Below are 20,732 nucleotides of genomic sequence, written 5' to 3' on the forward strand. Positions count from 1 at the left end.
TAAGTGAATAAATAAGAGACATTGGATATCATCCGATGTCTTTTTTTGTTATGTCGATGACCGGACTCACGCTCAGTGGGCCTGATTCAATTTTACCGAAACCGTTTTAGGAATAATAGGACACATTATAGTCAACGCTCATAGTAGGAATCAGTGGAAGGATTAACCACGTGGTTACTTCACTAATTTAATGGGTAAATCTTAACGTATATAAGCTGAGGGAGGTACAACATGAGAACATCGCTTACCAAGGCACTCGGGATAATGCTGCTTTGTGGAATAACGGCTGTACTGCTGTCTTCCTGCACCAGCGGGAATCATGCCAACGGCAAAGTACAGGTTGAATTTTTTCAGAACAAACCCGAAGCCAAAGGAACCTTTGATGAATTAATCAAAACATTTAACGCCGAACACTCCGATATTCAGGTCACTCAGGTGAATCCACCAGACGCGGAGACGGTGCTGAAGACACGTGTGGTGAAGAACGATGTGCCAGACATTATGGCGATGGGGGCAACGGATACCTATTCCATTCTTGCACAGAGTGATATTTTCGCCGATCTGACCAACAGTCCACTGTTAAAAACAATCGATCCCAACTACATACAGATGCTGAAGGATGTCACGGGCATGGATGAAGTAACAGGTGTTCCTTACGCAACAAATGCAAACGGCATCATGTACAACAAAACGTTGTTTAAGGAAATGGGTCTGGATGTACCCAAAACCTGGGACGAGCTGATTGCTACAGCCAAAAAAATTAAGGATGCGGGTAAAATTCCGTTTTACTTCACATACAAGGATGACTGGCAGACGAATTTGCCGTTCAATGCGCTCGGACCTAACTTGGTTGGTATTGATTTCTATCTGGAGCGTCGCGAGAACAAGGTGACCTTCAAGGAGAAATACCGCGAGGTCGCTGAGAAGCAGTTGGAACTGATGAATTATGGTCACGGCGACAACTTCGGTAAAGCATATTCGGATGGTAACCGTGCCTTTGCCAATGGCGAAGCTTATATGTACATCCAGGGTACCTGGGCGATCTCCGAGATTCGCAAAGCGAACCCGAATGTGGACATTGGTTTCTTTCCATTCCCTACAGGCAATGACCCGAGCCAGATTAAGCTGGTGAACGGAATCGACTCCCTGTTTACCATTGCAGCGGATACACCGAACAAGGAACAGGCCGAGCAGTTCATCGCATTTCTGCTGGAGTCTGAAAATATAGGCAAGTACATTAAGGAACAAACGCTGTTCTCTGCGGTGGAAGGTGTAAAACAAGATGATCCTGCTGTACAGGAACTGACACCTTACATTGAGCAGGGCAAGGTTATCGACTTTGCCGATCACTATATTCCGGCTGCGGTGCAGCTGAATTCCATCGTACAGTCCTTTTTGCAGAACAAGAACATCGACAACTATCTGGATACACTCGACAAAGAATGGGACAAGGTAGCGAATCGGCGATAACGCCTTGTCCGAAGGAGGATGGAGTATGAACAAGCGCATCGCGCCCTATTACTGGATGACGGTTCCGGCGGTAGTATTGTTCTTCGTATTTATGACGCTGCCGGCCCTCCAGGGGATCTATTATTCATTTACGAACTACAACGGATTTGGTAATGGTTATGATTTTGTTGGATTCAAAAACTATTTCAATCTGTTTCAGGATGACAATGTAGGCAATGCCTACTGGTTTACCTTCAAGTTTGCGATCGTTGTAACGATCCTGACGAATATTCTAAGTCTGCTCATTGCACTCGGGCTGAATGCCAAGATCAAGTTCCGTAACTTTTTCCGGGGCATCTACTTCTTGCCGAATATCCTGAGTGTATTGATTGTAGGTTACATATTTAACTACCTGTTCTCCAACGTATTTCCGATCTGGGGACAAAATCTCGGGATCAACGCCCTATCCACCAACATTCTGGGCAGCGAAAGCCTGGCATGGATCGGGATCGTGATTGTGGCCGTATGGCAATCCGTTGCGTTGAATACGATTCTGTATTTGGCGGGATTGCAAACGATCCCTACGACATTATATGAAGCATCAAATCTGGACGGCGCCGGCAAATGGCGTGAGTTCTGGAGCATTACATTCCCGCTCATTGCTCCATTCTTCACGATTAACATGGTGCTGGCGATGAAAAACTCATTGATGGTCTTTGACCAAATCGTGGCCTTAACCAATGGTGGACCGGGACGGGCAACACAGTCCATCTCCCATCTGATCTATACTGGTGGATTTGAAGGCGGCGAATATGCATATCAATCTGCGAACTCGGTTATCTATTTCATCGTTATCGCGGTGATTTCGATTCTGCAAATCCGCTTCCTGCAAAGAAGGGAGACGGATCTGTAATGAGAAGCCGTTTACGTACCAACTGGCCTGTTATGTTGTTGATTGTTCTGGGTACCTTGTTCATTCTGTTCCCTTTATATATGACGGTTACCATCGCATTGAAAAATCCGGAGCAAATGGCCCAATCGGTATTTGCCATTCCGACAACGCTTCACTGGGAGAACTTTGCAAGTGCAATAGACATGACTAACTTCTTCCAATCATTCCGTAACAGTGCCATTGTTACTGCATCAACAGTCATTCTGACCTTGCTCAGTAACTCTATGGTTGCTTACGCCATTGCGCGAAATATGGAGAAACGGAAGTTTTTCAAAGGGCTGTACTACTACTTCGTCAGCGCGATGTTCATTCCGTTTCCAATCATCATGCTGCCGATTGTTAAGCTGACTGCATCATTGGACATGACGAATCTGTTGGGTCTAATCCTGTTGCACACGGTATATGGACTCGCCTTTAACGTATTTGTATACGTCGGATACATTCGGTCCATTCCGGTAGCACTGGAGGAAGCGGCCTTCGTAGATGGAGCGACAACCTGGGGCACGTTCTGGAAAATCATTTTCCCATTGATGGCGCCGATCAGTGCCACAGTTGGTATCCTGACCTGTCTGTCCACTTACAATGACTTCCTGCTGCCACTCATTATCATTAGTGATCCGGCACAATACACGCTGCCGCTTGTGCAGTATGTATTCCAGGGTCAATTCAATACCGACTTTAACCTGGCGTTTGCTTCATACTTGCTGGCATTGCTGCCGATGATCATCATCTATCTGTTCGCGCAGAAGTGGATTATCAACGGGGTGACACAAGGCTCGGTAAAATAATAAATGAGAGGTTGGGCTCATGGAGCCCGCCTTTTTTTGTTTTTATGGCTCTTTTGCTTGCTTGGACAGGATGATAGATATAAGTGATTGATTAACAAGGGGAACTGTGCTATTTTTTAGTCTTTAGTTTAATCGATAAACAAAGCGCAGAGAAAAGGAATAATCAGCCATTATGTAAACGCTTTAATTATTGCTGATGCTGGATTCGGCATAGCTTGTACACCATCGTCACCCAGCATAAGATTCGGGTGACGATTTCTTTTACTTGCAGCGAGGAGGATGGGTCTTGCGAGGGAAAATGGGCAGATGGAATTCATTACGCAATCAGATCTTTGTTGGTTTTGTACTGGTGATGCTGATGGTCTTGTTCATTGCAGGCATTGTTGCCTATGATCGGGTATCCGGCCTGCTGAAGACCAATGCGGAGAAGCATATTTATCAGACGGCTGTTCAGGCCAACGGCAGATTGGATGCCCTTATTTCACAGGTGAACTCCCTGACAGCCCAAGTGGCAGATGATCCTTACGTTCAGCGTTTGCTGAGCAATGAAAAAAGCGGAGAATCGGCTACATTCAATCAGCGTCAGGCCCTTCTGCAGATCGTGGGCAGCTATCAATCCTTTATGAATGGCGTGCAGAGCATGGAAATCTACACCACCAATTACAGCCGGATTTTCCCCATGGATGACCGCTCCCTGGATGTGAGGCTGGACCGGAACTGGATTACGGAAGCGGACAAGGAAAAAGGACGGCTGATCTGGACTGGCCCCGATCCGGAAGATCCCGGCGTGATTATGGCTATTCGGCGTGTCAGCTTGATGGACCGGGCCTTTGAACATGGAGGCTACGTTGTAGTGCGGATGCAGCGCAGTTTCTTTCAGTTGAATGACCTGGATGATGCGGACGATACGCTGGACTCGATTCTGTTGGTGGATGCCAATGGGAGCGTTGTGACTTCCAATCTGGAAGCAGACCTGAATGTGGAGGCATTGCTGAGCAGTGATCGCTCCATCGTTCAGACCCGGGATGAGCCCTATATCGTGGTCAGACAGCATTCCGAAATTACGGGTTGGACCCTGGCTGTCCTTACTCCTGTGAGTGAAACAACGGAGGGAGTATCCATCCTTCGTACGGCGCTGCTCATATCCGGATTATTTGGCGTCGTTTTATTTCTAATCATGTCCTTTCTCTTGTCGACCATGATTACACGTCCGATCAGGCGACTAATGAGGGCCATGCGCAGTGCGCGTCCGGGAGCAATGGAGCCCAATATTATGGTGAGTTCAACAATGGAGATACATAAGCTCAATGAAGTATACAATCAGATGGTATACAGGCTGAACGAGTTGACCCAGGAAGTGTATGAGAAGGAAATTATACAGTCTCGAACGGAACTAAAGGCACTTCAGTCGCAGATTAATCCTCATTTTCTGTTCAACACGCTGGAGGCGTTCTATTGGTCACTTGAGGACAAAGGAGACGAGGAAATGGCACATATGGTTGTCGCGATGTCCCGTTTATTTCGCTATATTATCTCCAGTCCGAATCAGAATGAATGGGTTACGCTTGCCGATGAATTGGAACACGCCGAACGTTATCTTCGGATCATGGAGATGAGACTTGGCGACAGATTGACATGGGAGATTCAACTAAGTGATAGCATGCGAATGGTAAAAATCCCCAAACTGCTCATCCAACCGTTGGTGGAAAATGCCATTCTTTACGGAGTGGAGAGCAGAATCGGACCTGGAAAGGTAAGTGTTCGTGTCGATGCATCGACAAAGGAGGGGCTTGTTCACATTGAAGTTCGGGATGACGGACCTGGTATGGATGATCAAAGGCTTCAATCTGTCGTCCACGCATTGAATGGGGGACCTGCAGTTTCCGACAAAGGAACAGGCGTGGGTCTGATTAACGTCGATCGTCGGCTGAAGCTCTATTTTGGCAATCAGCTCGGTAAAGCTTGCGGGTTGTCCGTGAAAAGTGATATGGGTGAAGGAACCATCATTGGCTTTGATATTCCGAAGGATACGGAGGGCGCATATGATTCATGGCAAAACGATTCTAATCGTCGATGATGAGCCGCGCACACGAGAGGGCATCCGCAAGACGCTGGAAGGCTGGTCGGCTGGCCGCAATGAGATCAGAACGGCAGCTAGTGGAGTCGAGGCAGCTGAATGGCTCAAGGAACAGTCAGCGGACCTGCTGATCACAGATGTTCGAATGCCGGAGTTCTCCGGCCTGTCTCTGGTTGAAGCGGTACAGGATTATCCGAGTAAACCTGTTGTACTGATCATGTCGGGACATGCCGATTTTCAATATGCCCAGCAGGCCATCAAGCTTGGGGTGGTGGATTATCTGCTCAAACCGATTGAGAAGGAGCAGCTGATCCAGACCGTTGAGAAAGCCCTGGAACTTGGTGAACAGCAGCGGCGCATTCAAACGATGCAGAAGCTCGTTGATCCGAAGCTGCTGGATGCCAGGGAGCGAGGAGATCAGCGACTTAATCCCCAGATCAGCGAAGCTATTGCTTATGTGGAAGCCCATCTGGGCGAGCCAGTCACCATGCGGGAAATCGCTGAGCTTTTGCATTTGAACTCAAGTTATTTCAGCGTGCTGTTCAAGGAGCAGATGGGAATTAATTTCAGTGAATATCTGACTCGGAAACGTGTTCAGCGAGCCAAGGAATTGCTCGTTCAGACCGCCATGCCCATCTCGGAGATCGCCGAGCAGGTAGGGTATCAGACGGATAAATATTTTATTAAAGTGTTTAAGAGCCTCGAAGCGATCAGCCCAAGCAAATATCGTCATTCCATTACCAATCAAGAGAATAAATAACCATAAAATAGTGGAGTTTTCCCAAATCATCCTGGTCTTATGGGGGCGGTGTACCCATGTTAGAATTTAATTAAAGCGGTTACATCAACCGAATAACGAATACAGGGGGTTGGGAAAATGAATAAAAAGCCCATAGCAATGCTTCTGACATTGACGCTTATCTTCACCATATTTTTAACCGGATGCAGCAGTTCGGATTCCGGTGAAAAGGGTGAAGCAAGCGGTAGCGGGTCCGATGGAAAGGTGACCCTCAAGTTTATGCACCTCTGGCCAGCGGGCAGTTCAGCACAGCAGAACAAGCTGGTTAACGACATCATCAAGCAGTATCAGACTGATAACCCGAACGTAACGATCAAGCAGGAAGTACTGGAGAATGAGCAATATAAAAACAAGCTTAAAATTCTATCCGCTTCCAATGAACTTCCCGATGTAGGGGTAACCTGGGCCGCGGGATTCCTTGAGCCTTACGTAAAGGGAAACCTGTTCGCGCCGGTGGATGACCTGCTAAGTGGTCCACTTGAAGGCAAGTTCATTGCTGGAACGACCGAAGCGTATGCAGTAGAGGGCAAAACCTACGCGCTCCCGATTGAGTTGAATATATCTCCGATCTACTATAATAAGGCCATTTTCGCCAAGTATAATTTGCAACCGCCAACAACATATGATGAGTTCCTGAATGTGGTGAAAACGCTGACAGATAATGGGGAGGTCCCCATTGCTCTTGGCAACAAGGACCGCTGGACCGGTTCACTCTGGTATATGTATCTGGCGAACCGTCTGGGCGGGGATGCACTGGAGAAGGCTATCCAAGGCACAGGTAAGTTTGATGATCCCGCTCTGATCGAGGCCGCTGCCGAAGTACAGAAGCTGGTGGACATGAACGCGTTCAACAAGGGCTTCAACGGTTTGTCCAACGATGAAGGCAAATCGGAATTCATGAATGAGAAGGCCGCGATGTATCTGATGGGCACCTGGGAACTGCCGAACTATACAACCAACCCGGATGTACCACAGGAGTTCAAGGATAAGATTGGATTTTTCAAATTCCCGACGATAAAGGACGGCAAAAGCGACATTAACAGTTGGGTCGGCGGCCCGGGCGTAGGTCTGTTCGTCGCACAGAACTCCAAGGTGAAGGATGAAGCACAGAAGTTCGTGCAATATTTCGTGGAAAAATGGGGTGAGAGCTCTGTAACTGAGGCGGGCGTCATTCCGGCAACGAAAGTGGATACGGCGGAAGTCCAACTGCCGCAGCTCTATACTGACCTGCTGAACGAATTAAATCAGGCCAGCAGCCTGACCCTGTTCGCAGATGTACAGATGAAACCAGCGGCAGCCCAGGTCCATCTAGACATGATTCAGGCCCTGTTTGGAAAAGCAGTGACTCCAGAGGAGTTTGTGAAGAATCATCAGGCAGCCATTGATAAAGGCAATTAACGGTACAACGCACAAGGGGAGGATATTCTGATGGACAAAGTCATGTCCAACCGTTTAGTCGCTGCGTTGTACGTGCTTCCCGCGCTGCTGCTGTTATTGGTCCTGATCTATGTACCGATCGTACTGACCGGATATTACGGATTGATGCAGTGGGACGGGATTGGCGCAATGACCTTTATCGGTTTAGAAAATTACACACGATTGCTTCACGACGCAACGTTCTGGCAGAGTGCCTATCATACTTTTTTGCTGGCGCTGTTCTCCGCACTGAGTCTAATCGGCTATCTTGCGATAGCACTTGTGCTGTCAGGCAAAATCAAGGGAGCCAATCTGTTTCGCAAAATATATCTTATTCCGATGCTTCTGTCATCGGTGGCTATAGCCCAGCTATGGCTTAAGATTTATCACCCAAGCAATGGCGTGCTTAACTCCTTTCTGGAAGGAATCGGGATTGCCAATCCGCCAGCCTGGCTGGCAGAGCCATCGCTGGTGTTGTATGCGCTGTTCGTGCCGATTTTGTGGCAGTATGCCGGATTCTATATTTTGATTTATTATGCTGCGCTTAAAAATATCCCGGAATCACTGGTGGAAGCCGCCCGGATTGATGGAGCGAACCCTTGGCAGATTGCTTTTCGCATCAAGCTGCCCCTGATCACGGAAGTGATCAAAGTGACGATTGTGCTGGCAGTTGTCGGCTCGCTGAAATACTTTGATCTAATCTATGTGATGACGGATGGTGGGCCGAATGGCTCCAGTGAAGTAATGGCCTCTTATATGTATCATCAGGCTTTCCGGGGATTCGACTTTGGTTATGGGAGTGCTGTCGGTTTCTTCCTGTTGGTCATCTGTCTGGTCGTCACCTGGCTGTTACGGAAAGCTACGGCATCCAAGGACACCATTCAGTACTCTTGATACAAGTGAAATGAAAGGAGGTCCATCCCTGTGAAGACGGATACCGTGGTTCGGTTGCCAGCCTATCCGGGAACAGGTCCGGGCTCGACATTGCTGAGAAGGATCGGATATTTTCTGCTCTACAGCCTGTTGATTCTGGTCGCATTGCTGCAGATTCTGCCCTTGATTTGGCTGCTGCTGTTCTCACTCAAAAATAATCAGGAAGTATTCGATATGGCTCCGTTCGCCCTTCCCGCAACGCCGCGATGGGAGAATTATGTGAAAGTGTGGACGGAAGGCAACATCAGTTTATATTTCTTTAATAGCGTCTGGATTACGGTTGTTTCTGTCGTGTTTACCGTGTTGTTCGCGAGTCTGGTTACCTTTGCCATCACTCGCATGCGCTGGAAAGGACGTTCACTGGTGTTGGGGTTGTTCATGGTGGGTCTGATGATCCCTGTGCATTCAACGCTGATCCCGCTGTTTAGTCTGTTCCTGAAGCTTCATCTTACGGATCATCCATTGTCAGTCATCCTGTCCTACATCGCCTTTAACATGCCGATTACCATTATGATTTTGCTCGGCTTCTATTACGCCCTTCCACGGGAAGTCGAGGAAGCCGCCGTGATGGACGGATGCTCGGTCCATCGGATTTTCTTCCGTATCGTCTTGCCGATGACCGCTTCGGTGATCGCTACGACGGCGATTATCAACATGATTTATGACTGGAACGAGTTTATTTTCGTGAATACGTTCATCAGCACAGACTCGTATAAGACTCTAACCGTTGGGGTACAGAACTTTATTGGGCAGTACACCACGGATTGGGGCGCGATTGGTGCAACGCTGATGATCAGCATTCTGCCTATCCTGATCGCATTCCTCGTCCTGAGCAATCGAATCGTGGAAGGCATCGCTGCCGGATCGGTAAAAGGTTAGAACATGTGCGTATAGGGTATTTCGCTGCCATGCCTTAAAGGCTCCTACACCCCTTTCTAAGAGGGATGTAAGGGGCCTTTTTGCATTCAAGCATGCTATCCGTTCGGACCGATGCGTGCTCAACTGGGTTGAAATTTACATTCCAATTGACAGGCATCAAGCATAAATAAGAAAGATGAAAATACCTATTATTGGAATTTCAAAAAACTTTCAAGTTTTTTCGCAAAACTACTGCATTTTCAAACTACCTGTGCTAACATACCCTAAGAATTAAAGCCCACATGGGAAAGGTGAGAAAATGACAGCAATATCCTCAACCAAAGAGTCCCTGCGTTCGGATGCCAAGGATCTGAATCTGATTCGGCTAACATGGCCTATCTTCCTGGAACTCTTCTTGTTTATGTTGATGGGGAGCGTGGATACGTTCATGCTCAGTTCGGTGTCCGATAATGCAGTATCCGGGGTCGGAGCAGCCAACCAGATTATTTCCATTGCGATTCTTGTACTGGAAGTCATTGGACATGGCGCTGCTATTGTTGTGGCACAATATATTGGTTCGAAGAAGTTAAGTGAGGCGGCACAGGTCACGGGTAATGCGATTACATTGAATCTGATTGTCGGACTGGTCCTGAGCGGAGGCTTTCTTCTGTTCGGAGGACAGCTGTTGACACTGCTGCATATTCAAGGTGAAATATACGATTTTGCCCGTTCTTATATAAGTATCGTCGGAGGCGGGATCTTCCTTCAGGCGCTTATTAATGCGCTGGCCGCTACGATTCGTACACATGGTTACACCAAAGAAACGATGTATGTTTCCGTTCTGATGAACGTGATTCACGTCATTGGTAACTACGCTCTTATTTTTGGCCATTTTGGTCTGCCGAAGCTTGGTGTGGAAGGGGCAGCGATCTCCACAGTCGGCAGCCGTCTGATCTGTCTGATCATTTTCTTCTGGCTGCTCTATCGTGTTATGGACGTAAGGGTGGAGTTTAGCTATTACATCAACCTGTCGAAGAAGTTTATTGGCAAAATATTGCGGATTGGGATTCCGTCTGCGATGGAATCCATGGTATATCATTCCTGCCAGCTCGTGTTCACGCTGTATGTGACCTATCTGGGCGCAGAAGCCATGGCAACCAAGCAGTATGCGGGCAACATTTCAAGCTACATCTATCTATTCAGCATGGCGATTGGAATGGGAACATCCATTATTGTTGGTCGTCTGGTCGGTGCGCGACGCAAGAATGATGCATACAAACGTGTTTTTGACAGTGTGAAATGGGCCCTTCTGGCTACGGTTATCATTGACGTGATCATCATTCTGTTCCGCGTACCGCTGATGAGCATATTTACGGATAATCCGGAAATTATCAAGCTGGGGGCTCAAGTGATTCTGCTCAGTCTTTTGCTCGAAACCGGACGTACCTGCAATATTGTGATAATTGGTTCCCTGCGTGCGGCAGGGGATGCAAAGTTTCCGGTATACATGGGTCTGATCTCCATGGTCTGCATGAGTCTGCCGCTAGGGTACCTGCTCATATTCCAGCTTCATCTGGGGCTCGCTGGTGTGTGGCTTGCCATTGCAGCTGATGAGTGGACCCGTGCGGTCATTATGTACTTCCGCTGGAAGAGTAGAGCTTGGGAGAAACATGAACTGGTGGAGCATGATGACGAAGAGGTTGGTGCACAGCCGGTACCGGCTGTCTAACGAAGAATGTTGTGCGAATAGATAAATGAACCTGTTGTAGATCAATGGAGTGCCTCTACAGGAGCCACGGAGCAACAGTTTCCCAGGAGAGTCAATTACGGAAAGGATTTAATCCGTGATTGGCTCTCTTTGCATTCCGGCAGAGGTCAGTAGAAGTGAGGATAGCAATAATGATCAAAACGGCGATGACATCATTCACGTATAGTAAGGATATGGAAGGGGGCTTTTCCTCAGTTGAGCCGTTACCGTGCAATGATTCAGCAAAGTTTGTTCTATATTGAAACCCATCTGCATGAGGAGATCGGGTTGGAAGAAGTGGCGTCCGAGGCGTTGTTGTCGCCGTATCACTACCACCGGGTTTTCCGTAATGAGGTTGGCATGACCGTGGTGGATTATATCCGAAACCGTCGGATGAGTCTGGCGTCCACGGCCCTGCGATCGACGGATGCAGGCATTCTGGACATCTCCCTGGCTTGTGGATTTGAGAGTCAGGAAGCCTTCACCCGCGCATTCCGCAAATTATATGGCATGCCACCAGGACGTTTTCGCAAATTGTTCGATCTGAAATTATTCGAAGGAAGAACCAGAGGAGGAGAATTACAGATGAATCAGACGTCAACGATTACAGGTTGGATGTTAACCGGAAGTCATCCGCAAAATTATGAGATGGGTATTGATCCTGCCGAAGTGCATCAGGGGAAAGCTTCAGGATATTTGAAGGCAGTTACGCCGATGGAGCCTAACGAGTTCGCAACAATGATGCAGCAGTTCAGAGCGGACAAGTATGTGGGTAAGCGGATGAAATTATCGGGATTCGTGAAGACCGAGCTTGTGGATGCGTTCTGCGGATTATGGATGCGTGTGGATAATAACGTCCATGATGTACTTCAATTTGATAACATGCACGATCGGCCGATTACTGGCACCCAACCGTGGAATCAGTACAATATTGTATTGGATGTGCCGAAGGACAGTGCGGTTATCTCATTCGGGGTTATTTTGAACGGCAAAGGAAAAGTATGGGTCGACAGCTTCCGCTTTGAAGAGGTTGATCCCGATACACCGTTAACTCATATGGAGACGGAGTATGAGATGTCGGATGAGCCAATGAATTTGTCTTTTGAGGAGTAATCAGATAAGAATGCAGGTTCAATGCTAAGCTGAAGGGTGTATGGGAATTATGATATAATACTGGTGAAGAATGGAGCTGATGCTGGATGACGGATTTGCTCGATCCACGAGTGGATTTTGTATTCAAACGTATTTTTGGAAGTGAGCAAAGTAAAGATGTTTTGTTAGCTTTCCTTAACAGCACGTTTATTGAAACCGGTGAGTCGCCTCTTACGGAGATTACACTTATTAACACGTTTACGGACAAAGATAGTCCGGAAGATAAACAATCCATTTTGGATATCAAAGCGCGTACGGTGGAGGGCAAGTTAATCAACATTGAGATGCAGCTGTTCAATCCGTATAATATGGAAAAAAGGACGCTGTTCTACTGGAGCGAAATGTACTCTCACCAGATCAAGAAGGGCGAAAACTATAATCTTTTGAAAAAATGCGTGACAATTAATATTTTAAATTTCTCATGTCTGGATAATGAACGATATCACAATGTTTTTCATTTACGCGAAGATCATACAGGTATTGGTTTGACAGATGATATAGAAATTCATGTGATGGAATTGACCAAACTGGATCAACACCCTGTCCCCATGGACAAAGGCGGACTGGTGAACTGGCTTTTATTCTTAAAAGGGATTGATCCATCAAACTGGGAGGTGCTGGCGATGAATGAACCGATGCTAAAAAAGGCAATGGACACGCTGGAATTTCTGAGTCAGGATGCGGCTACGAGAATGGCTTATGATGCACGGATGAAGGCACTAAGCGATGAAAAGTCGATGATAGAAGGTGCACGTGCTGAGGGAGAAGCCAAAGGGAAAGTAGAAGGTAAAGTGGAAATGGCTCGTGAGCTGCTTGCACTTGGCGTAGACATGTCTGCTGTGGTGAAAGCCTCTGGACTCTCTGAAGAGGAAATTAAAAGGCTGCTACCTAAGCAGTAACTAAAATTGAATTTACACTTTCCAGAGCTGATCCCATTGCGGGTTGGCTCTTTTTGTTGCGTTTAGGGTATACAAAAAGTAGAGCGAAGTCCAAGCTGAGAAGAGGATACAGGCTTTTTCCCTATTAATCCCGTTGTTCTCGATAGCTAATCGGGCCATACCTTGTTAACATAGATCCAAAGAATACTATAAATTCATGACATATATAGAGGATGATTCCGATGAATAAAAAAGTGCTTGTGGTGGATGATGAATCAAGTATCGTCAGTGCCATTGCTTACGCGCTGCGGCGCGAAGGATATGAAGTAGAGACAGCCAATGACGGAGAGGAAGCGCTGGTGAAGGTGGCGTCATTCCATCCCCAGGTCATGATTCTGGATGTGATGATGCCCAAGCTGGACGGATACGGCGTATGCCGCAGACTGGAGGACCGGGAAGATATCGGGATTATTTTGCTGACCGTCAAAAATGATATCGTGGATAAGATCGTCGGCCTGGAAATGGGCGCGGATGATTATATGACCAAACCGTTTGAGATCCGAGAACTGCTCGCCCGGGTAAAGGCGCTGATGCGGCGTGTGGAAAAAAGCAGCCCATCTCCTGACGATCCTAAGAATCAGGCCATTGTCAATGGAACACTACGCATCCATATCGCTCACCGCACGGTCATGGTGAATGAGGAGAAGCTGGATTTGACACCAAAAGAGTTCGACTTACTCACCATTCTGATGTCCAATCCTGAGCGTGTATACACGCGGGATGATCTGCTGGACCGGGTGTGGGGTATGGAATATGCCGGGGGTACACGCACGGTGGATATTCATATTCAGCGCCTGCGCAAAAAAATTGGGGATACCGACCAGCAAAAATTGCAGACGGTATATGGAATTGGCTATAAAGCATCAGCCCCTGGTCCGGGCCTTTCGGTATGAGAGTCAGTATAAAACTGAAGTTCAGCGTCTTTCTGGCGGCGCTGCTGATTCTGACCGTGGTTGTACTCAGTTCCCTTGTATTGCGCGGGATTGAGCGCAACCAGCAGACACAGATTGAGACCATTCTGTCCCAGCAGACCCGTTTGGTCAATCTGAATGTGCGGCAGTCTTACTATACCGAGTCCGTTCGTCTGGAGCAGGAGGTTTTTTTACAGCAAAATGGCCGCAGGCTGGCTCAGGAGCTAGCGAGCTCCACAGGTTTGCCCATCGCGCTTTATGATATGAAGGGGCAGCAGGTCGGTTCATCCATTGCGTCTGAGGAAAGTGCAGATATCAAAGAGACGCTAAGCTATGCGCTGCAAAATAAAATTGCCTATCACGAACAGGGGGATACGCTGCTGTATGCTGCGCCCCTGGACGGACCGGATGGACAGATGGGTGCTGTGCGTATGCAATATCCGGTTCAGAGCTATCATGAGTTCTATGCTCGTATCCTTCAGCTGTTCATGTGGGCGGGTATTGCCGTGGTTGGGCTTAGCTTTATTCTGGGATACCTCTTCTACAATCGTTTTGCCGTCGCCATAACTCGCTTGAAGAAGTCCGCTGATTCCATCCGTGAGGGGCATTATATTGCCGAATCGCCTGTGAGACGCAAGGATGAATTAGGTGAGCTGGGACAGGGCATTTATTATATGAGCACATCGATTCAGCAGAATATTGAAGCCATGCATGATGAGCAGCAGAAGCTCCAGCTCGCAATTGAGAAGCTTCAGGCACTGGAGCAGCAGCAGAAACAATATATCGGGAATATTAGCCATGAGTTCAAAACGCCGCTTACATCGATCAAGGCGTATGTTGAACTGCTGGATATGTATAAGGATGATCCGCAATTGCTGGATGATGCCACGAACAACATCGGCAAAGAAACCGAGCGTTTATACGAAATGGTTGAAAAGGTTCTTCATCTGTCTGCTCTGGAAAAATATGATTTTGAGAATCAGGCGGAGGATGTGGAGGTACGTGCTTTGCTGGAGGACGCCTGTGGCCGAATGCGGGGCAAAGCCGAGAAGTTTGCGCTCACGATGGAGCTGGACCTGCATCCTGCGATCATTCGCAGCGATCGGGAGAGCCTGATGCATATTTTCATTAACCTGCTGGATAATGCCATTAAATATAACGTGCCGGGAGGTGTCATCCGTGTACGAAATGAACTGCAAATGCAGGAGCGACAAGCGGTTATTCGCATCTTTAACTCGGGTACGCCCATTCCGGATGAGGCGCGGGAGAAAATCTTTGAACCCTTTTACACCGTCAACAAAGACAGGGCCAGAAAAACCGGGGGAACCGGGCTGGGACTATCACTCGTCAAGCAATTTGTAGAGAAGCAGGGCGGTACGATTACATTGCTGTCTAACGATCCGAAGCATAAGGAAGGAACGACGTTCCAGTTGATTTTTCCTCTGGCGGATTCGAGTTTACAAGTTGGAAACAAGTCTGAATAACTTTGGAAGTATGCGGTGTGTATGCTTGGTCTATAGAAAGCAATCAGGAGGGACCATGATGAATTGGAAACAGGCGGCTATGGGCACACTCGGGGCAATCGTCCTATTGTCGGCAACAGCATGCGGGGGAGCAACGGAGCCAGGGGGCAATACACAGAACGGGAAATCAGGCACGGATATTACGGTAAAGGATAATACAAATACGTCGGTGTACCAGAGCTTTAAGCTGGAGAAAATCGATAAACTGCCGAATATGCGCGGGGTAGCGTGGCTAAGCAATGACTGGATTTTGTCGGATAAAGTAAACGAGTCCATGAAGCCTGTCACTGTAGAGGGTGAGAAACGTTATCCGCATAACTTATACATGTATGATTTGACGAAGGGCACCGATTCACCTGTAAAAGAAAGTGAAGTGAGTCTGGGCTCACCACTCGTGTCCCCGGATAGTCAGTATATTTTCTACAGAGAACCAGAGGAATCGACAGGCAAAGGCTTTATTCTGAACCTGCACAATGGAGAAGTGATTCCGGCAGGCAAGGACGACGGCTTTGTATTTGAAGGTGCATGGCTCGATAAGGAGCATGTCGTCTTTCCGAATATGAATGGGGATATCGTATCGGCGAGTGTGGATGGAACGACGAAGGTACTGGTCAAGACGGGGAACTTCAATGTAGGGAGCGTTAGCGTTTCGGGTAGTGTGATTTACTACATCACAGGCACAGACGGACAGCTGAATGCCTACGATACCAAGACCGGTGAAGAGAAGCAGGTGTTAAAAAGTGTGGAGTGGGTGATTCCGTCCAACGATGGTTCAAGACTGGCAATTGTGAAAAAAACAGCCGATACCAAACGGGCGCTGGTGTTGACCGATCTCGATGGAAATGAGAAAGCCACGCTCGCCAGAGGCACGCAAATTTTCGGTACGAGTTGGTCTGGTGACGATTCCAAAATCGCCTATACAATCAATTCGGAGAGTGATGATGAGAAGGGGCTGTTCGTCTCCAATACGGAATCGGCGGAGCAGTTCCAGATCTCGGCTGATATGGATAACGCATCTGATCCGCTGAGCTGGAGTCCGGAAGGCAACCGGATTTTGCTGTCACAGTCTGTGCAGGAAAATGAATCATACCACTTTGTTACCTCGGTCATTACGATCTCACAGTAAACATCATTGAACAGAAGCAGATCTGCAGAGCGAGCCTGACTCATAATGAGTTGGGCTTTTTCTGCACCTTTAACGCAGGTGTTCTGGGTTATACTGAGGAGACGAGAAGTGAAGGGGGACATGATCATGGATGAAAAAGACTGCCGTTTGCTGTTGAGCATTTCGGAAGAGAGTAGTCTGACCAAGGCTGCGGAGCGCATGTTTATGACCCAGCCGGCTTTGACATACCGTTTGCAGCAATTGGAGAAGGCATTTGGCGTACCACTCATCGATAAAACGTTAAAAGGTGCCAGATTTACTCCCGAAGGAGAGCATCTGGCCAGCTATGCTCGTAGAATGCTCCATGAGCTTAATCAAGTCAAGGAACAGCTGTCGAACATTCGTAATGAGGTTAAGGGAACACTGCGCCTCGGGATTGCCAATCATTATTCATTGTACAAGCTTCCTCCGTTGTTAAAGCAGTTCAAGGAGCTATACCCAGAGGTTCAGTTTGCTGTGACCTGCGCTCTGAGTGTAGAGGTTATGGAGCTATTGATGCGGGATGAAATTCAGGTGGGTGTCATTCGGGGGGAGCATCCATGGTATGAAGGGAAACATCTGCTGCACGATGAACCAGTCTGCATTGTATCCCGTGAACCCATTGACTTGGAACAGCTTCCAGAGCTTCCGCAAATCGCATTTCAGGAACCCTTGACGAAAACAGGCGGTTCTCCCGTGAGCCCATTCCGAGAAGGCGTAGCGGCCTGGTGGTATGAGCGTTATGAATGTGCACCAACCGTAGCGATGCGTGTAGACAGCTATGAGACCTGCAAGGAGATGGTGCGGTATGGCCTTGGCTATGCGATTATCCCGGGCATCTTCGTGTCATCTTCGGATGGCCTCCACCAGCAGGAACTGATCCGTCGAAACGGACAGGCAGTGAGGCGGAATACGTGGCTTGTGTATAAGGAAAGTGTGCTGCAACAGGCAACAGTGGGCCGCTTTGTGGACTTGATGAGAACGGCAGGGACACAGCATGTTGTGGATGGAGGTTAGATACAGGCATAAGAAGTAAATGGATTGCTTTATGCATAATTATCCGTTATTTTCTCGTTACAAAAGGCATCTTACTGTTCTTGGACAGTATCAATCTCGTGACGAATACCATTTGAAGGATGTACATATATTCATAATTTTTAAATACGTAGTCTTATTTTATGTGCAAATAGACCAGTAATTTACTGACATCTGATGATATCCATATGTTAATTTCAAGCAAGCCCATAAAATTTTTTATGGGCTATTCCTTAATTTTTTTGAATTTACTTATGGCTTGGTCCCACATACAATATATCCAATCTGATTGTATATTTATTCGATTGAATTGAATATAGAAATGCTGTATTTGAAGAAAGGCGGCAAAATAATATGTATCCTGACCCTGCTCATATGAAGCAAAAGATCAAAGAAACCGTAGATCGGCTGGACCCCGACTTGCGGGAATTATCCCTGCGTATTCACGCTAACCCTGAGCTTAGCTTTCAGGAAGTCCAAGCCCAACAATGGTTAACCGAGCCGCTGGAAGCAGCCGGATTTCAGGTGGAAAAAGGTATATCCGGGCTTGATACCTCGTTCCGCGCTGTATGGGAAGGCCAACCTGGCGGACCCACGATTGCACTGCTCGCCGAGTATGATGCGCTGCCTCGCATCGGACATGCCTGCGGACACAATCTGATCGGAGCCTCTGCCGTAGGTGCAGCATTGGCGCTCAAGGAAGTTTGCCCCGATCTTCAGGGACGGATCATCGTTCTTGGCACTCCGGCAGAGGAAGAAGGTGGCGGCAAAATCATTATGGTGAACGATGGCGTATTTGATGAGATTGATGCCGTCATGATGTGTCACCCGCAGCAAAAAACGATGGTGCTTAGAGGTGCGCTGGCTTGTGTGGACGCAACCTTTACGTTCCACGGTAAACAGGCTCATGCGGCCTCGTCTCCTGAGAAAGGCATTAGTGCACTGGACGCCTTGGTCAACGCGTATGCGGGAATTAACTCGCTGCGTCCGTATTTAAAGGATGACGTTCGAGTGAACGGGATTATCACCAAAGGTGGGGATGCGCCCAACGTGGTGCCTGAGCTGGCTGAAGCTGTATATATCATTCGGGCGAAGACCGTCGAAGAGCTTAAAGTCGTCATGGACAAAGTATATCGTGTCGTACGCCATGCTGCGGAAGGCGTTGGAGCTGCGGTAGATATTACGGAAGGCCTTATCTATGCTGAGCGAAATAATAACAAGGCTCTGGCAGGTCTGTTCCAGCAAAATTTGGAGGACATGGGCATTGAAGTACATGATCCACCGCAAACGGGCGGTGTCGGTTCATCGGATATTGGTAACGTAAGCCAAATCACTGCCGCGATCCATCCGTATATTCGTTTAGGTGACGCGACAACACACACGCCTGAATTTGCCCGGCTTGCCGGAGCAGAGGAAGGCATGATCGAGCTGAACCGTGCTGCGAAGGCACTTGCACTTACGGCGTTCGATCTGTACGCAGACAAGACAGCATTGCAGCAGGTACGGGATGAGTTTGAAGCGTGGAAACAACAGAAGGGCGAGGGATGCTGAATTGGAAAACATAACAAAACAACCACAACAACGGCGCAAATGGTTCAAGATGCCTCACACCTTCGTCATTTTGTTCATTTTGGTACTGGTCGCTACGGTGCTTACCTACATCATTCCTGCCGGAGAATTCGATCGTGTGAAGGATGAAGCCACAGGCAAATCATTGCTTGTCCCGGGTTCGTACCATCATGTAGAAGCCAATCCAACGGGATTATGGGATATTCCCAAGTCCATTGTTCGCGGACTGGTGGATTCCGCTGACGTTGTATTCTTTATTTTTATCATCGGCGGAGCGTTTCAGATCATTACGAGCACGGGCACGATTGAAGCTCTAACAGGCCGGGTAGCCCGTTCGTTCTCGAATAAGGGGCTATGGGTCATCCCGGTGTTTATCACCTTGTTCTCTGTGGGCGGGTTCACGATGGGCATGTCCACAGAGGTGATGGTCTTTGTACCGATAGGTATCGCCATCGCGCGTGCGCTGGGGTATGACGCTCTGACCGGTACGGCGATGATCTCATTGGGAGCCTCATGTGGTTTTACCGCCGGACTGCTTAATCCGTTCAACGTAGGACTGGCTCAGGCTATTGCAGAAGTTCCGATTTTCTCGGGCATGTGGCTGCGCGCAATTATTCTGGTGTGTCTTATCGCCGTTACCAGTATCTATATTATGCGTTATGCGTCCAAAGTGAAATCTGATCCCACCCGCGGTTTGGTGCATGAACTGGAGCAGGAGCAGGCAGCAGATGCGCCTGTGGTAGATCTGAACAAGCTGCCAACGATTCGTATCACACATATTCTGACCATCATTACCATTGTAGCCGGATTTGCCCTGTTGATCTGGGGTGTATCGAAAGAAGGCTGGTGGATGGAGGAGCTGGCGGCTCTGTTCCTGAGCATGGGTGTGATCGCTGGTCTTGTCTCCGGGTTCGGTCCTAGTCGGATTGCAAGTGAATTCGTCAAGGGGGCAAGCGGCATTGCCTATGGTGCCTTTATCATCGGTCTGGCAAGAGGAATTATGGTTGTACTTGACCAGGGGAACGTGATTGATTCCGTTGTATACGGAATGTCAACGCTGGTTGGCGAGCTGCCATCATCCGTTCAGGTGCTGGGCATGTACTTCTTCCAAAATGTGATGAACGTGTTCATCACATCGGGTACAGGCATGGCCGTGACTACGATGCCGATCATGGTTCCATTATCTGATCTGCTCGGGGTTACCCGTCAGACTGCCGTACTGGCGTTCCAGTTCGGGGACGGATTCACGAATATGATTCTGCCAACCTCTTCTGCCTTAATGGGCAGTCTCGCGGTATCCGGCATTCCGTATCAGAAATGGGTTAGATTTTTCTGGCCGTTGATGGTGATGTGGATCGCTATGGGGATTGTATTTATGCTTATCGCGAATGCCATTCAGTATTCTTAAAACAGCAAAAGGCCTGTGTTCTAGCGCAGATCC

At 48.1% G+C, this 20,732-nt stretch carries 17 protein-coding genes; all 17 read left to right on the forward strand.

The window, feature by feature from the left end; genetic code table 11:
• Positions 1-231 precede the first annotated feature (231 nt).
• The 17 genes from P364_RS0109055 to P364_RS0109135 all read left to right on the forward strand — a co-directional run bounded on the left by P364_RS0109055 (position 232) and on the right by P364_RS0109135 (position 20,699).
• Complete coding sequence (locus tag P364_RS0109055) at positions 232-1,470, forward strand: extracellular solute-binding protein (protein ID WP_024629815.1); 1,239 nt, start codon at positions 232-234, stop codon at positions 1,468-1,470.
• Positions 1,471-1,495: 25 nt separating this feature from the next.
• Positions 1,496-2,362, forward strand: coding sequence for a carbohydrate ABC transporter permease (locus P364_RS0109060; protein ID WP_024629816.1), 867 nt, complete (start codon positions 1,496-1,498; stop codon positions 2,360-2,362).
• On the forward strand, positions 2,362-3,189 hold the full coding sequence (locus P364_RS0109065; RefSeq protein WP_024629817.1) for a carbohydrate ABC transporter permease: 828 nt from the start codon (positions 2,362-2,364) through the stop codon (positions 3,187-3,189). The genes P364_RS0109060 and P364_RS0109065 overlap by 1 nt, the downstream gene beginning before the upstream one ends.
• 286 nt (positions 3,190-3,475) lie before the next feature.
• Complete coding sequence (locus P364_RS0109070) at positions 3,476-5,266, forward strand: cache domain-containing sensor histidine kinase (protein ID WP_024629818.1); 1,791 nt, start codon at positions 3,476-3,478, stop codon at positions 5,264-5,266.
• Entirely contained in the window at positions 5,232-6,026 is a 795-nt protein-coding gene (locus P364_RS0109075; protein WP_024629819.1) for a response regulator transcription factor, read from the forward strand. Before P364_RS0109070 ends, P364_RS0109075 begins: the two co-directional genes overlap by 35 nt.
• Positions 6,027-6,143: 117 nt before the next feature.
• Entirely contained in the window at positions 6,144-7,463 is a 1,320-nt protein-coding gene (locus P364_RS0109080) for an extracellular solute-binding protein (RefSeq protein WP_024629820.1), read from the forward strand.
• Positions 7,464-7,493: 30 nt separating this feature from the next.
• On the forward strand, positions 7,494-8,375 hold the full coding sequence (locus P364_RS0109085) for a carbohydrate ABC transporter permease (protein ID WP_024629821.1): 882 nt from the start codon (positions 7,494-7,496) through the stop codon (positions 8,373-8,375).
• Positions 8,376-8,420: 45 nt separating this feature from the next.
• Positions 8,421-9,293, forward strand: coding sequence for a carbohydrate ABC transporter permease (locus tag P364_RS0109090; protein WP_052016571.1), 873 nt, complete (start codon positions 8,421-8,423; stop codon positions 9,291-9,293).
• Positions 9,294-9,591: 298 nt separating this feature from the next.
• Positions 9,592-11,001 carry an MATE family efflux transporter gene (locus tag P364_RS0109095; protein WP_024629823.1) on the forward strand — a complete coding sequence of 470 codons (1,410 nt, stop codon included), beginning with the start codon at positions 9,592-9,594 and terminating at the stop codon, positions 10,999-11,001.
• Between the two features lie 234 nt (positions 11,002-11,235).
• Positions 11,236-12,132, forward strand: a complete 897-nt coding sequence (locus P364_RS0109100) for a helix-turn-helix transcriptional regulator (RefSeq protein WP_024629824.1) — start codon at positions 11,236-11,238, stop codon at positions 12,130-12,132.
• A gap of 86 nt (positions 12,133-12,218) precedes the next feature.
• Positions 12,219-13,070: an Rpn family recombination-promoting nuclease/putative transposase gene (locus P364_RS0109105; RefSeq protein ID WP_024629825.1), complete on the forward strand. Its 852-nt coding sequence runs from the start codon at positions 12,219-12,221 to the stop codon at positions 13,068-13,070.
• Positions 13,071-13,291: 221 nt separating this feature from the next.
• Positions 13,292-14,002 carry a response regulator transcription factor gene (locus tag P364_RS0109110; RefSeq protein ID WP_024629826.1) on the forward strand — a complete coding sequence of 237 codons (711 nt, stop codon included), beginning with the start codon at positions 13,292-13,294 and terminating at the stop codon, positions 14,000-14,002.
• Complete coding sequence (locus P364_RS0109115) at positions 13,999-15,504, forward strand: sensor histidine kinase (RefSeq protein ID WP_024629827.1); 1,506 nt, start codon at positions 13,999-14,001, stop codon at positions 15,502-15,504. The genes P364_RS0109110 and P364_RS0109115 overlap by 4 nt, the downstream gene beginning before the upstream one ends.
• A 55-nt stretch (positions 15,505-15,559) precedes the next feature.
• Positions 15,560-16,669 carry a hypothetical protein gene (locus P364_RS0109120; protein WP_152532688.1) on the forward strand — a complete coding sequence of 370 codons (1,110 nt, stop codon included), beginning with the start codon at positions 15,560-15,562 and terminating at the stop codon, positions 16,667-16,669.
• 126 nt (positions 16,670-16,795) lie between these two features.
• Positions 16,796-17,704 (forward strand): LysR family transcriptional regulator, encoded by a 909-nt coding sequence (locus P364_RS0109125; RefSeq protein WP_024629829.1) that lies wholly within the window; start codon positions 16,796-16,798, stop codon positions 17,702-17,704.
• Between the two features lie 372 nt (positions 17,705-18,076).
• Entirely contained in the window at positions 18,077-19,273 is a 1,197-nt protein-coding gene (locus tag P364_RS0109130; RefSeq protein WP_024629830.1) for a M20 family metallopeptidase, read from the forward strand.
• 1 nt (position 19,274) lies between these two features.
• Positions 19,275-20,699, forward strand: coding sequence for a YfcC family protein (locus P364_RS0109135; RefSeq protein ID WP_024629831.1), 1,425 nt, complete (start codon positions 19,275-19,277; stop codon positions 20,697-20,699).
• Positions 20,700-20,732 lie beyond the last annotated feature (33 nt).

The sequence above is a fragment of the Paenibacillus sp. MAEPY2 genome (assembly GCF_000499205.1).
In the GTDB taxonomy this organism is placed as follows: Bacteria; Bacillota; Bacilli; order Paenibacillales; family Paenibacillaceae; genus Paenibacillus; species Paenibacillus vandeheii.